14 protein-coding genes are annotated in these 13,519 nt (G+C 67.8%); 8 read left to right on the top strand and 6 right to left on the bottom strand.

Features of this window, described 5'->3' with window-relative positions:
* Positions 1 to 12: 12 nt before the first annotated feature.
* Together G7A98_RS05270 and G7A98_RS05265 are read right to left on the bottom strand one after the other, a co-directional pair.
* Positions 13 to 1,200, bottom strand: coding sequence for a Bcr/CflA family efflux MFS transporter (locus G7A98_RS05270; protein WP_163648439.1), 1,188 nt, complete (start codon positions 1,198 to 1,200; stop codon positions 13 to 15).
* A gap of 59 nt (positions 1,201 to 1,259) precedes the next feature.
* Positions 1,260 to 1,958, bottom strand: a complete 699-nt coding sequence (locus G7A98_RS05265; protein WP_163648438.1) for an MgtC/SapB family protein — start codon at positions 1,956 to 1,958, stop codon at positions 1,260 to 1,262.
* Positions 1,959 to 2,088: 130 nt separating this feature from the next.
* On the opposite strand from G7A98_RS05265, the gene G7A98_RS05260 reads away from it, so the two are divergent.
* Complete coding sequence (locus G7A98_RS05260) at positions 2,089 to 2,907, top strand: formate/nitrite transporter family protein (protein WP_224414414.1); 819 nt, start codon at positions 2,089 to 2,091, stop codon at positions 2,905 to 2,907.
* Positions 2,908 to 2,988: 81 nt separating this feature from the next.
* On the opposite strand, the gene G7A98_RS05255 is transcribed toward G7A98_RS05260, so the two are convergent.
* Positions 2,989 to 4,674, bottom strand: coding sequence for a 2-isopropylmalate synthase (locus G7A98_RS05255; RefSeq protein ID WP_163648436.1), 1,686 nt, complete (start codon positions 4,672 to 4,674; stop codon positions 2,989 to 2,991).
* Positions 4,675 to 4,955: 281 nt separating this feature from the next.
* Between G7A98_RS05255 and G7A98_RS05250 the strand changes: the two genes are divergently transcribed.
* The 5 genes from G7A98_RS05250 (at position 4,956) to G7A98_RS05230 (ending at position 8,417) form a co-directional block, all read left to right on the top strand.
* A complete protein-coding gene (locus tag G7A98_RS05250) occupies positions 4,956 to 5,444 on the top strand; it encodes an Lrp/AsnC family transcriptional regulator (protein WP_163648435.1) in 489 nt (162 codons plus the stop codon).
* A gap of 97 nt (positions 5,445 to 5,541) precedes the next feature.
* Complete coding sequence (locus tag G7A98_RS05245; protein ID WP_163648434.1) at positions 5,542 to 5,889, top strand: putative quinol monooxygenase; 348 nt, start codon at positions 5,542 to 5,544, stop codon at positions 5,887 to 5,889.
* 15 nt (positions 5,890 to 5,904) lie between these two features.
* Complete coding sequence (locus G7A98_RS05240) at positions 5,905 to 6,432, top strand: N-acetyltransferase (RefSeq protein WP_163648433.1); 528 nt, start codon at positions 5,905 to 5,907, stop codon at positions 6,430 to 6,432.
* Between the two features lie 76 nt (positions 6,433 to 6,508).
* Positions 6,509 to 7,672, top strand: coding sequence for an MFS transporter (locus G7A98_RS05235; RefSeq protein WP_163648432.1), 1,164 nt, complete (start codon positions 6,509 to 6,511; stop codon positions 7,670 to 7,672).
* A gap of 118 nt (positions 7,673 to 7,790) precedes the next feature.
* The gene (locus G7A98_RS05230; protein ID WP_163648431.1) at positions 7,791 to 8,417 is read left to right on the top strand and encodes a cell wall hydrolase; all 627 of its coding nucleotides are present in this window, start codon (positions 7,791 to 7,793) and stop codon (positions 8,415 to 8,417) included.
* Between the two features lie 34 nt (positions 8,418 to 8,451).
* Here G7A98_RS05230 and G7A98_RS05225 read toward each other — a convergent pair whose 3' ends face one another.
* Together G7A98_RS05225 and G7A98_RS05220 are read right to left on the bottom strand one after the other, a co-directional pair.
* Complete coding sequence (locus tag G7A98_RS05225) at positions 8,452 to 9,147, bottom strand: aspartate/glutamate racemase family protein (protein ID WP_163648430.1); 696 nt, start codon at positions 9,145 to 9,147, stop codon at positions 8,452 to 8,454.
* A 243-nt stretch (positions 9,148 to 9,390) separates the two neighbouring features.
* Positions 9,391 to 9,597: a putative motility protein gene (locus G7A98_RS05220; RefSeq protein ID WP_163648429.1), complete on the bottom strand. Its 207-nt coding sequence runs from the start codon at positions 9,595 to 9,597 to the stop codon at positions 9,391 to 9,393.
* Positions 9,598 to 9,849: 252 nt separating this feature from the next.
* Here G7A98_RS05220 and G7A98_RS05215 point away from each other — a divergent pair, with 252 nt between their 5' ends.
* Together G7A98_RS05215 and G7A98_RS05210 are read left to right on the top strand one after the other, a co-directional pair.
* The gene (locus tag G7A98_RS05215; protein ID WP_163648428.1) at positions 9,850 to 10,143 is read left to right on the top strand and encodes a hypothetical protein; all 294 of its coding nucleotides are present in this window, start codon (positions 9,850 to 9,852) and stop codon (positions 10,141 to 10,143) included.
* 92 nt (positions 10,144 to 10,235) lie between these two features.
* Positions 10,236 to 10,757, top strand: coding sequence for an invasion associated locus B family protein (locus G7A98_RS05210; RefSeq protein WP_163648427.1), 522 nt, complete (start codon positions 10,236 to 10,238; stop codon positions 10,755 to 10,757).
* Between the two features lie 79 nt (positions 10,758 to 10,836).
* Here G7A98_RS05210 and pepN read toward each other — a convergent pair whose 3' ends face one another.
* Positions 10,837 to 13,518 carry an aminopeptidase N gene (gene pepN / locus G7A98_RS05205; RefSeq protein ID WP_163648426.1) on the bottom strand — a complete coding sequence of 894 codons (2,682 nt, stop codon included), beginning with the start codon at positions 13,516 to 13,518 and terminating at the stop codon, positions 10,837 to 10,839.
* Position 13,519: the final 1 nt, after the last annotated feature.

The following is a 13,519-nucleotide window of genomic DNA, read 5'->3' as shown; positions in this document are numbered from 1 at the left end:
GTGCCAGGCCGCTCACGCCGGGCGGGAAGCCCTGTCGGTCACCAGCAACAGGGCCACCGGCAGCGTCGCCATGGCGGCCAGCGCCATCTGAAGGGACAGCGGCGTCGCCAGCATCAGGCTGGCCAGCACCGCGCCGCCCCCCAGCTGCAGGGCCCCCAGCAGCGCCGCCGCCGTGCCCGCCAGGCCACGGAACGGTTCCAGCGCCAGGCTGGAGGCCGCCCCCAGGGTCAGCGAAAAGCCCACCGACAGCACGGCCACCGGCCCCATGAACGCCGCCACCGACAACGGCAGGGCCCATGCGGCCAGCCCCTGCAGCCCGCCGGCCAGCAGCACCAGCCCCAGGCCGAGCCGCACGGTGCGCCGGCGCCCCAGGCGATGGATGACCCGTGGCGCCCGGAAGAAGGTGACAATGTTGACCAGCGCATTGCCGCCGAAGCAGGCGGCGAAGGCCAGCTCGCTCAGCCCCAGGCGCTCGACCAGCAGCACCGGCGCCGCCGAGACATAGATCAGGATCGCCGCCATGCACACCCCGGCCGTGCCGGCATAGCGCAGGAAGCGGCGATCCCCGAGCACGCGACGATAGCGCGCGAGCCGGTACAGGGGGCGCGGGAGCTCGGCGTCCCGTGGGCGGGTTTCCCCGAAGGTCGCGAACGCCGTCGCCAGCAGCACAAGCGCGAACAGCGCCATGAAGGCAAAGTTGCTGCGCCAGCCGAGCTGCACGGCCAGCACCCCGCCGACCACCGGCGCCAGGGCCGGGATCAGGCACAGCGAGCCGTTCAGATAGCTGTAGAGCCGGGCGCCCTCGGCCGGCGTGTACAGGTCGCGCACCGCGGCGAAGGCCACCGTCGTGGCGGCGCAGGCCCCCAGCCCCTGCAGCACCCGGGAGAGGTAGAGCGGCAGCAGCGTGGTCGCGCTCATGGCCAGCAGGGCGCCCAGCCCGTAGAGCAGCGACCCCAGCAGCAGCGCCGGACGGCGTCCGAAGCGATCGGTCAGGGGACCGACCAGGATCTGACCCAGCCCCACGCTGAACAGCAGCAGCGTGATGGTGACCTGCAGCGCCGAGGAGGGCTGGTCCAAGTCGCGGGCCATGACCGGCAGCGAGGGCAGGTAGATGTCGATCGCCAGCGGCGTCAGCATGACGGCGGCGATCAGCAGCGCCAGCCGCCCGGCGCCGGAGGCAGCGGGAACGTCTCGGGACATGCAGGCTCCAGGTGTCGGCAGGCGACCACTGTAGCGTCCGCACCGGGCCGTTCAAGGGCTCACTGCCCCGCGGGGGAGAGATGGAATTCGAGCACGTTGTCCGCGGAATGGCGCAGATAGGCCGCCAGACGCTCGAGATTGCGCTTGTCGTGGGTCTGCAACACCATGTGGTAGTGAAACAGCGTGCCATGCTCGCTCAGACGGTAGCTCATGGTCTGGATGGTGCAGCCGAACTCGCCGATCTGCCGACGGACCGCCGTCTCGTCGGGCACGCGGCTGATCGGATAGCTCTGGACATGATCGGCGTAATACTCCGCGGGCAGGCGCTGCTCGATCCAGCGGAACAGCGACAGGGTCAGCAGCGTGCTCAGGGTGACCAGCACCGCCGGCATCATGAAGCCCACGCCGAACAGGATGCCCAGCGCCGAGGTCATCCAGATCGAGGCCGCCGTGGTCAGGCCGTGCACGTTGAGGCCCTCCTTGAAGATCACGCCGGCGCCGAGAAAGCCGATACCGGTCATGATGCCCTGCGCCATGCGGGTCGGATCGGTCCTCACGGTCGCCTCGGGCAGGCTGGCATCCAGCCACTGCCACTGGTGAGTGGTCACCAGCATCAGCAGCGCCGAGGCCACGCAGACCAGGGCATGCGTGCGAAAGCCCGCCGGGCGACCGTGAAAGCTGCGCTCCAGCCCGATCAGGCTGCCGGCCAGCCAGGCCGAGCCCAGGTTGACGAGAATGGCCAGCACACCGTCCTGCATCGCCGTTTCCTTCTGTTGCGATCCGTCAGTGTCTTCCAGCGTAGCCGAAACGGCCACACCACCGGCTTGCAGCCGGCCGGACAATCGCCCAGAGTCAGGACGTTACGCTCATCGCGACAAGGAGGCTCGCGTGACCCCATCAGGATCCACGACACCACCCGGCGACGATCGGGAACTCGACGACCGGCACCTGCCCTCGCAGGCCGCCGCCGTTCACGAAACCATTCGCGCCGATGGCGAGAAGGAGCTGACCCGCACCGCCTCGGCACTGTTCTGGTCGGCGCTGGCCGCCGGCCTGTCGATGAGCTTTTCCATGCTGGCCAAGGGGCTGCTCGCCGCCCACCTGCCGGACAGCGACATCGCCTATCTTGTGGCCTCGCTGGGCTACACGGTGGGTTTTCTGGTAGTGATCCTCGCCCGCCAGCAACTGTTCACCGAAAACACCGTCACCGCCGTGCTGCCGCTGATGAGCCAGCCGGGGCTGACCAAGCTGCTGTGCCTGCTGCGGCTGTGGAGCGTGGTGCTGGTCGGCAACCTGCTGGGCACCGCGATCTCGGCCTATGCCATCGCCGCCATGCCGCTGTTCGACGGCGAGACGCACCGGATCTTCCTGGGTCTCGGGCAGCACGTGCTGGAAAACGGGCTCGACGAGATGTTCGCCAAGGGAGTGGTCGCCGGCTGGATGATCGCCACCATGGTCTGGCTGATTCCCGCCGCCGGCGCCGCCAAGATCTGGGTCATCCTGATCGTCACCTACCTGGTGGCGATCGGCGGTTTCACCCACATCATCGCCGGCTCCACCGAGGTGATGTACCTGGTATTCGCGGGCAAGGCCTCGCTCGGCGAGTATCTGTTCACCTTCATCCTGCCGGTGCTGGCCGGCAACGTGGTGGGCGGCACCTTCATCTTCGCGCTGATCAGCCACGCGCAGATTCGCAGCGACGGCTGACCGCAGCGACGGCTGGCCGCAGCGACAGCCGAATACGACGACGGCCGCCGGATGTGGCGGCCGTCACTGCTGGCGAGAGCGTCAGGCGGTCGCCGTCTCGTGGGGGGCGCCGTCGGCGACCGTCACCCCGGCCCGGTTGAGTGCCGAGAGCACCGCCTTGAGCGAGGCGCTGACGGTGTCGCCGTCCTCGGCCAGACCGCAGACCCGCTGCCCGTCGACATTCAGCTGGACGAAGGCGATCGCGCTGGCATCGCTGCCCTCGCCGAGGGCGTGCTCGCCGTAATCGACCACGCTGACCGTCTGCCCGCTGTGGCGCTGCCAGGCATCCATGAAGGCCGAGATGACGCCATTGCCCTCGCCCTCCAGCTGCAGCCGGCGCGAGCCGTCGCCGAGCGTCACCTGGAGCCGTTCGGCGCCGTCGCGATCCAGCCGGTAGCCCTGCAGGCTCAGCGGTTGTGCCGCGACGAAGGTGCCCATCAGGATGTCGCGGATCTGCTCGCTGGAGAGTTCGCCGGTGACCTGCTCGCTGGCCCGCTGGACGTGGGGCGCCAGCTCCAGCGTCATCCAGCGCGGCAGGCTGATGCCGAAGTCGCGCTCGAGCAGGAAGGCCATGCCACCCTTGCCCGACTGGCTGTTGACCCGGATCACCGCCTGATAGTCGCGGCCCAGGTCCCGCGGGTCGACGGGCAGGTAGGCGACCTGCCAGGGCTCGTCGTCGTCCTGCTTGCGCAGGCACTTGCGGATCGCGTCCTGGTGGCTGCCGGAAAACGCCGTGTAGACCAGCTCGCCGACCCAGGGGTGGCGCGGGTGCAGCGGCAGGCCGGTGCATTCGGTGCAGACCTGGATGATCTCGTCGGGGTTGGACAGGTCGAGCCGGGGATCGATGCCCTGGCTGTAGAGGTTCATGCCCAGGGTGACGATGTCCATGTTGCCGGTGCGCTCGCCGTTGCCGAGCAGGGTGCCCTCGACCCGGTCGGCGCCGGCCAGCAGGCCCAGCTCGGCCGCCGCGGCGGCCCCGCCGCGATCGTTGTGAGTATGCAGCGAGATGATCGCACCGTCCCGATTCTTCAGGTGGGTGACGAAGTACTCGATCATGTCGGCGAAGTGATTGACCGGCCCCACCTCGACGGTCGCCGGCAGGTTGAGGATGCAGGGACGCTCGGGCGTCGGCTGCCACACGTCCATCACCGCCTCGCAGATTTCCACCGCGTAATCGAGTTCGGTACTGGTGAAACTTTCCGGCGAGTACTGGAAGCGCCACTCGGTCTGCGGATAGCGCGCGGCGTATTCCTGCACCCAGCGTGCGCCCTGCACGGCGATCGCGGTCACGCCGTCACGGTCCTGTTCGAAGACACGCTCACGCTGCACCGTCGAAGTGGAGTTGTAGACGTGCACGATCGCCTGCTTCACGCCCTCCAGCGCCTCGTAGGTACGGGCGATCAGCGGCTCGCGGGCCTGCACCAGGACCTGAATGGTGACATCATCGGGAATCTGGTCCGCTTCGATCAGCCAGCGCACGAAATCGTAGTCCGGCTGGCTGGCGGCGGGAAAGCCAACCTCGATCTCCTTGAGGCCGACCTTGACCAGCAGCGCCCACAGGCGTTTCTTCTGTTCGACGCTCATCGGCTCCAGCAGCGCCTGGTTGCCGTCGCGCAGGTCGACGCTGGCCCAGATCGGGGCACGGGTCAGGGTGCGTGACGGCCACTGGCGCTGGGCGAGCGGCACCGGCGTGGCCGGCGTGTACTTGCGATGGTCGAACGAAGCCATGGGGGTATCCTGTCGATCGTGAAAGCGTGGGAGAAAGCGGCATGGGCGGCGCTGCTCGGGTTCCCGCGGTCGGGTCGACGATTCAGGGGAACGGGGCCGGCCCTTGTGAGGCGTGCGGCCCGTTTTCGAAACTTCCGGACGGTGAGCCGGACATCGCTTGTGGCGACAGGAACAGCATATGCCCAGACGCGAGGCAATGGATTGCGAATGCGTTGCCGCTTCGCAATGAAATCGGCATAAAATGCCAATTCGAAAAGAAATTTCGGCAGAAAATTCCCGACATGACGAAACAGCCCGCACCATTGGCCCTGGATCGCTACGATCGACACATCCTCGAGATCCTTCAGCGCGAAGGGCGCATCAGCAATCAGGAACTCGCCGACCGCATCGGGCTTTCGCCCTCGCCCTGCCTGCGCCGCGTCCGCGCCCTCGAGGAAAGCGGACTGATCGTCGGCTACCGGGCCCGGGTCGACAGCCGTCGGCTGGGCTATAGCCTGACGGCACTGTTGCACATCTCCATGGACCGGCACACGCCGGAGCGCTTCGCCAACTTCGAGGCCCAGGTCGCCGCCCTGCCCCAGGTGCAGGAATGTCTGCTGATCACCGGACAGGAGGCCGACTACCAGCTCAAGGTGGTGGTGCGCGACATGGACGACTACCAGAACCTGCTGCTCAACTGCATCACCCGCATCGAGGGCGTCAGCGGTGCGCACTCCAGCTTCGTGCTGCGCCGGGTGATCGACGACACGGTGCTGCCGGCGCCGGACTGAGGCCACCGCGCCATGCCCCTCGCCGGCGGAAGATGCTATCGTCGGCGACTCATCCATCGACACCCGATTCGCCGGGTATCCGCACAGGGAGAGCGCCATGTCCTCGAAGGTCTATTGCATCGCCAGCTTCAAGCCCAGGCCCGGCCGGGAGGATGCCGTCTTTCGTGCCCTGCAGGCACTGGAGCCCAACGCCCACCGCGAGGACGGCTGCCTGCGCTATACCGTGACCCGCCACGTCGACAATCCCTTCGCCCGGGGCACGAGCTATCCGATCGTCTTCCACGAAGTCTGGGCCGACCGTGCGGCGTTCGAAGCCCACTGCCAGCGCGCGGAGATCCGCCACTTCTTCGCTACCCATCTGGAAGCCGAGGACGGCGACATCGAGGACGCCAACGTCTGCGTCTATACCGACGAGCCGACCGACTTCGACGCCCCCATGCTCTGACATCGCGTACCGCCCATGCTCCATGGTTCCCGGCAATGGCTGACCGGGATCGGCACCGCCCACGGTCATGCCTCGCTGCATCTCGGCCGGACTCGGCTGACCCTGAGACCGGCGACCCCCGCCGATCTGGCGGACGTGGAGCAGTTGGTCCACGACAACATGCGCCCCTACCTGACTGACCAGGGGCTGAGCTGGAACAGCGAGCAGTTCCGCCGACGCTTTCAGGAAGCGGACAATGCCTGCCTGGTGTCGTCAGCGGCCCTGGTGGCCTTCCTGTCGCTCCTTCATGCCGACGACCACCTCCATGTGCGCGAACTGCAGGTGAGCACCGACTTTCGTGGGCAGGGTGTCGGCACCTGGCTGATCCGCCATGCGGAGGCGCTGGCCGGTGAACACGGGCACAAGCCATTGCGCCTGAATGTGATGAAACACAACCCGGCGCTCCGGCTCTATCGCCGCCTGGGCTTTCGGGTGACAGCGGAAACCCCGGGAGGGCTGGTCATGGAGAAGCGCCTCGATACAACCGGGCACCCCACCCTTTAGTCGGCTTACAATAGCTCCTGGCGGAGCGACTCAGCCTGAGTCCTCCCTTGTGTTCTGATCACTGAACGGAGGTTCCATGGAGGCTACCACCGCCGCCACACCCCGCACCCAACCCGGCCGTCTGACCGGCATGAGCTGGGCGCACTTTCTCAACGACGGCGCCGCCAACTACCTGCCGGGCGTGCTGCCGGCGATCCTGGTATCTCTCAACCTGTCGGTGGCACTGGCCGGCACCATCATGGCGGCCCTGTTGATGGGCCAGGCCCTGCAGCCGCTGGTGGGGCTGCTCGCCGATCGGGTGGGCGGCCGGGTGATGGTCGCCCTGGGGCTCGCCGGTTCGTCGCTGGGCGGCGCGCTGGTCGGCTTCACCTCCGATGTCTGGGCGCTGCTGGGTGTGCTCGTGCTGATCGGCGTCTCCAACTCCTTCTTCCACCCGCAGGCCCTGGCGGGCGTGCGCCGGCTGGGCGGCGACAAGCCCGGCACGGCAATGTCGATCTTCCTGGTCGGCGGCGAGGTGGGACGCGGCGTGTGGCCGGCCATCGCCAGCTGGGTCGTCGTCCAGTGGGGGCTGGAATACCTGTGGGTGCTCGCCCTGCCCGCGCTGCTGACTCTGCCGTTTCTGCTGCAGTGGGCGCCCAGCCTGCCGCCCCGCGCCGGCGATGCGGCCCCGGTCCAGTGGCGATGCCACGCCGGCCCGCTGACCCGTCTGGTGGCCTTCTCGACCCTGCGCTCGCTGATGATCTTCTCGGTGGTGACCTTCGTGCCGCTGATGTGGACCCAGGCCGGCGGCTCGCTGACCACCGGAGCCAGCTTCATCACCGTGATGCTGGTCATCGGCGTGATCGGCAATGTCGGCGGCGGGCATCTCTCGGACCGCCTGGGACGCCGCCCCTTGCTGATCGCGGCGATGAGCATCTCGGTAGTGATGCTGGCCGCCTTCCTCATGGCCGAGGGCCTCTGGCTGTGGATCGCCCTGGGCGTGCTCGGCATCTGCCTGTTCTCGACGCTGCCGCTGAGCATCCTGATCGCCCAGGACATCCTGCCGGAGAATCGTTCCCTGGGCTCGGGCATGGCGCTCGGGCTGTCCAACGGGCTGGCGGCACTGGGTGTCATGGCCCTGGGGCCGATCGCTGCCGAATGGGGCGCGACGGCGCCCCTGTGGGTGGCGCTTGCAGGCGGCGTCGTCACGGTTCCCCTGGCGCTGGGACTGCCGGAGCATGTTCGCCGCGATTCCCGCTAACCATCAGCGCCGCGGTCGCGCTACACTCGGCCCATTCCCCGCCCCGGCTTGTTCGGCAGAGGGCGACAGTCGCACGTGTTGACCACCCGATGGGTGGTGCCCATTGCGAGGATTCGACATGAACAGGCATCACGCCAAGCGTCTCGCCGTCGTGGGGGGTGCCGCCCTGCTCGGGCTGGCCGCCCTGGCCACCGTGCCGCTCTCCCGGGCGGAGACCTCGCTGGCCAGCAGGGCCGAGCACAAGGCGAGGATTCTCGAGCAGATCGCCGCCGAGCCCGGCGCGGCTCCGTCGCCCGACACCGCGCGCATCACTCCGGGCGGCGCCCAGGCCGTCGACCCGCGTGGCGCCGCCCCGCTGGACGACCCGCTGACCTGTCTGGCCCGCACCCTCTACTGGGAAGCGCGCGGCACGTCGTCCCGGCAGATGGGTGCCGTGGCCAGCGTGGTGATGAACCGGCTCGCCGATGCCCGCTTCCCCGACACCGTCTGCGGCGTGGTGCTCCAGGGCTCCGAACAGGGCCGTTGCCAGTTTTCCTGGTGGTGCGACGGCCGCGCCGACGACGCCGGCGAGAGCGACGCCTATGGGAATGCCAAGGAAGTGGCCCGCCGGACCCTCAACGGCCAGGCCAGGGACATCACGCACGGGGCACTCTACTTCCATCACCGGGGCATCTCGCCGCGCTGGGCCAGCCGCTTCAAGCGCACCCTGACCTCCGGCGACTTCGTGTTCTACCGGCCCCGCTGACGCCGCCGCACCGAGGCATGAAACGGCCCTGAATTCAACCGTCCAGGGCAAAGGCCAGCGCAGCCCGAGCATGCAACTCGGTCGTGTCGAACAGCGGCAGGGCCGTGTGCGACTGATGTACCAGCATGGCAATCTCGGTGCAGCCCAGGATCACGCCCTCGGCGCCGCGCGAGGCCAGTTCATCGATGATCGCGAGATAGCGCTGACGTGACGTCTCGTCGATGGTTCCCTGCACCAGTTCCTGGAAGATCACATCGTGAACCATCTGGCGTTGATCCGCGTCGGGAACCATCACCTCGATGTCATGACGCTGCTCGAGGCGTTCGCGATAGAAAGCCTGCTCCATGGTGAAGCGGGTGCCCAGCAGGCCGACGCGCCGGACACCGGCCTCGCGCAGCGCCGCCCCCGTGGCGTCGGCAATGTGCAGCAGCGGGATGTCGATGGCCGCTTCGATCGCCTCGGCGACACGATGCATGGTATTGGTGGCCAGCACCAGACAGTCGGCGCCGCCCGCCTGAACCTGGCGCGCCGATGCGGCCAGATAGCGGCCGGCCGCCTCCCAGTCGCCGGCACGCTGCAGGGTCTCGATGTCGGCGAAGTCGACGCTGACCAGACACAGCCGGGCGGAATGGAAGCCGCTCAAGCGCGTCTTGACGCCTTCGTTGAGCAGGCGGTAGTAGCTCTGGGTGGACTCCCAGCTCATTCCGCCCAGCAGACCGATGGTCTTCATGCTTGTCTCTCCTTGGACAGGGATTCCAACGGGGCAGATCGATGGCGGAACCGTCGACCACGGCAGCGCCTCGCCCACAGCGGAGACAGTATCCCCTTCATCCCGGTTGCCGGCCATCGCCGGCTTGCCGGTGGGCGGGGGCTCGCCGGCCAGGGGCGAGTGAGTTGAGGGTCGCGCATCGGCGCCGACACAAACGCCAGACGCCGCGGGATCACCGCGGCGTCTGGCGTTTCGGTCACCGGTTCAGGCGTAGGTATTGATCTGCGTACCGACGCTGCCGGAGGTGGCCAGCTGGTTGTCCTGCTGCGGAGCCACCGACTCCATGAGCTGGGAGACGTGGGCGGACTGCGTGTCCAGCGACTCCTTGAGCAGGCTCATCTGGGTCTGCTGGCCGGCATTGTACTGCTGCAATGCCGAGGCCATGCCGCTCATCGCATTGATGGAATCCATGCGCATACCTCGCTGTGTGAAGGGGTGAATGGTGACGCTAGCACCCCTGATATCGGCCGAGCCACGCCAATCTTGGGCAAGGATACGAAACTCCTACAGAGGCGCCGACTCCGTGAAATCCCCCATCACAATCTCCGTTCAGCGGCTCGCGGGACGGCCCCGCAGGGATTACCATGGCCGCTGCATCAGGCAGCCATGCCAGCTATCGGGGCCCTCGCCGCCACTACCAGACATCTCCGGAAATCTCCCCTCATGCAAGACAACGGCTTTTTCACCTGGCTGGGCGAGCGACTGGGCGATGCCCTGCGCGAGCTGGTCGCCTTTCTGAACCATCTGTTCGGCGGTGCCTTCTCGGCGGCCGGCGATTTCGTCGACGGCCTGACCGCCTCGCTGGGCATCAGCGACTCGCTGTTCGCCATGCTGATGCTCGTCATCGGCCTGCTGACGCTCTACAAGGGGCTGCGAGGCTTCCTGCGCGGCGCCGTGATCGGCGCCCTGATCTGGACGCTGCTCGGGCTGGCGATACTGAGCTGGCTGATCGTCTGAGAGCATATCCTGCCGGACGACTCGCCAGGTGCCCTGCCCTCGTGTTGAACTGACCGTTCTTTCCCTCACCCACACGCAACGGAGAGCCCGCCATGCAGGATTGCGCCAAACGCCTGATCGCCACCGGCATGCTGCTGATGGCCATGACCGCAACCGCCCTCGCCCAGCAGCCCACGAACGGCAATGCCGACAACATCCAGACCCGCACCGTCCAGGACTGGCAGGTGCGCTGCCCGACGGATGCCGGCCAGGGCCGCTGTTCCATGACCCAGCTGATCAACAACCCGGACGGCAACCAGCCGGTCCTGCGCGTGGTGGTCGCCTATCCGCCGCAGGCCGACGGGCCGGCCATGGTCTTCCTGCTGCCGCTAGGCGTGCGCCTGGCCCCGGGGCTGCAACTGACCGTGGACGGCGGCAAGCCGATCAAGTTCCCCTATCAGGTCTGCGTGCCGGACGGCTGCCGCGCGGATATCCCCCTCAAGCCGGCGCTGATGCAGCAGCTGCGCCAGGGCAGCCAGGCCACGCTGAGCCTGATCGACCCGCGCGGCCAGCGCCTGGACCTGGCGATCTCGCTGATGGGCTTCAGCGACGCCAGCAGCCAGATCGCCCCCTGAAGAAGCACACCCGCCGGCAAACGACAAGCGGGGCGCCCCCTGGGGCGCCCCGCTTGCATTCACCCAGGCCGCGAGGGCCTCACTCGGCCAGCGCCTTCTCCACCACTTCGTAGACGTTGGGCGAGAGCTCCTCGGCGCGAATGCGCTCGAGCTCGGCCTTCATCAGCGACTGACGCGTCTCGTCGTAGCGCTGCCAGCGGGTCAACGGGGTAATGATCCGCGCGGCGATCTCCGGGTTGAGCGTGTTGAGCGCGATCACCACGTCGGCGAGCAGCCGGTAGCCTTCGCCGTCGAGGCGGTGGAAGTTGACCCGGTTCTGGCCGGCGAAGGCGCCGATCAGCGCGCGCACCCGGTTGGGGTTCTTCAGCGAGAAGGCCGGATGCTCCATCAGGTACTTGACCCGATCGAGGGCGTCCGCCTGCGGCCGCGTGACCTGGAGGCTGAACCACTGGTCCATCACCAGCGGATCGTGCGCCCACTTCTCGCCGAAGGCCCGCAGCAGCGGATCGGCGACCGCGCTGCGCGAACTGTGGACCAGCAGCGTCAACGCGGCGCGCACGTCGGTCATGTTGTGGTCGGCCTCGAACTGCTGGCGGGCCAGCTCGATGGCCTCCTCGTCCTCGATGCTCATCAGGTAGGCCAGGGCGACGTTCTTCAGGCGACGACTGGCGATCTGCTCGGCGGAGGGCGCGTAGGGCGCCTCGGAACGATTGGCCCGGTACAGCGCCATGAAGTCGTCACGCAGCACCGTGGCCAGCGACTGGCGGACGAACTCGCGCGCGGCGTGGATGGCGTCCACGTCGACCACCGGCTGCTGCTCGGCGATGTAGGCCTCGGAGGGCAGCGTGAGCATCTCGGCGAGCACCGCCTTGTCGTCGGCCGGCTCGTTGAGCAGCCCGCGGAACGCCTCGACCACCCGCGCATCCATGACCTTCTCGACACCGTTGCGGTGCGCGGCGATCAGATCGTCCAGGGCCAGCATGGCCAGCCGCTGCCCGGCATCCCAGCGGTTGAAACCGTCGGAATCGTGCGTGAGCAGGAAGGCCAGGTCCTCGCGGCCGTAGGGGAAGCGCAGCTTGACCGGCGCCGAGAAACCGCGCAGCAGCGACGGCACCGGGGCCTCGGCAACGTCGGTGAAGACGAAGGTCTGCTCCTCCTCGCGCAGATGCAGCACGCCCTCCTTGCCGAGCGCCTCGCCGTCGAGGGTCAGGGTCAGGTCCTCGCCGGACTTGGTCCCCACCAGCCCCACGCGCACGGGGATGTGCAGCGGCAGCTTGTCGGGCTGGCCCGGCGTGGCGGGCGTGCGCTGGCGCAGCGTCAGGTGGTATTCGGCCCTGGCGTAGTCGTACTCGCCGTGGGCGTCGATCTCCGGCGTGCCGGCCTGGGAATACCAGCGCATGAACTGATCGAGATCGAGCCCCGACACCTCGGCCATGCAGCCGGCGAAGTCCTCGATGGTCACCGCCTGGCCGTCGAAGCGCTCGAAATACAGATTCGAGCCCTTGCGGAAGGTCTCCCAGCCCAGCAGGTTGCGCAGCATGCGCACGATCTCCGCACCCTTCTCGTAGATGGTCAGGGTGTAGAAGTTGGAGATCTCGATGTAGTGGTCGGGCTGGACCGGGTGCGCGGTCGGGCCGGCATCCTCGGCGAACTGCGCGGTACGCAGGAAGGAGACGTCCTCGATGCGCTTGACCGGCGCCGAGTTCATGTCGGCGGAGAAGCTCTGGTCGCGGAAGACCGTGAAGCCCTCCTTGAGCGAGAGCTGGAACCAATCGCGGCAGGTCACGCGGTTGCCCGACCAGTTGTGGAAGTATTCGTGGGCGACCACCCCCTCGACACGCTGGAAGGCGGCATCGGTGGCGGTCTGCGGATGCGTCAACACCGCCGCCGAGTTGAAGATGTTGAGGCCCTTGTTCTCCATCGCGCCCATGTTGAAGTCGTCGACGGCGACGATCATGAACAGGTCGAGGTCGTACTCGCGGCCGTAGGTCGTCTCGTCCCATTCCATGGCCGCCTTGAGCGAGCGCATGGCGTGGTCGGTCTTCTCCAGGTTGGCCGGCTCGACCCACAGCTGCAGCGTGACCTCGCGGCCGCTCATCGTGGTGAAGCGGTCCTCGACCTTCTCGAGCTTGCCGGCCACCAGCGCGAACAGGTAGCTGGGCTTGGGGTGCGGGTCCTCCCAGGTGACGAAGTGCCGGCCATTGGGCAGTTCGCCGCGCTCGACCGGGTTGCCGTTGGAGAGCAGCACCGGCAGCGAGGCGCTGTCGCCGATCACCGTGGTCGAGAAGGTCGCCATCACGTCCGGGCGATCCGGGTAGAAGGTGATGCGCCGGAAGCCCTGCGCCTCGCACTGGGTGCAGAACATGCCGTTGGACAGATACAGCCCCTCCAGCGCGGTGTTGCTGGCCGGGTCGATCTCGACCTCGGTCTCCAGGCGCAGGCGATCGGGGGCCTCGGGGATGGTCAGCGAGGCGTCGTCGACACGGTACTCGGATTCACCGAGCTCCTGGCCGTCGATGGCGATGCGCTTGAGGCTGAGCCGCTCGCCGTCGAGCACCAGCGGTTGTCCCGGCGCGCCGTCCGGGTGACGTTCGAGATGCAGCACCGCGGTGACCCGCGTCGCCGCGGGCACCAGGTCGAACTTGAGCTCGACATGCGTGACGCGAAAGGCCGGTGGCTGATAGTCCTTCAGGTAGACCGGCTGCGGGGCGGCGTCGACGGGCTTGATCTCCGCTTCTTCGGAAATGCGCGTATCGGACATG

The sequence above is a fragment of the Modicisalibacter sp. 'Wilcox' genome, assembly GCF_010993675.1.
Classification (GTDB): Bacteria; Pseudomonadota; Gammaproteobacteria; order Pseudomonadales; family Halomonadaceae; genus Modicisalibacter; species Modicisalibacter tunisiensis.
This window is presented reverse-complemented; position numbering and strand designations above follow the sequence as displayed.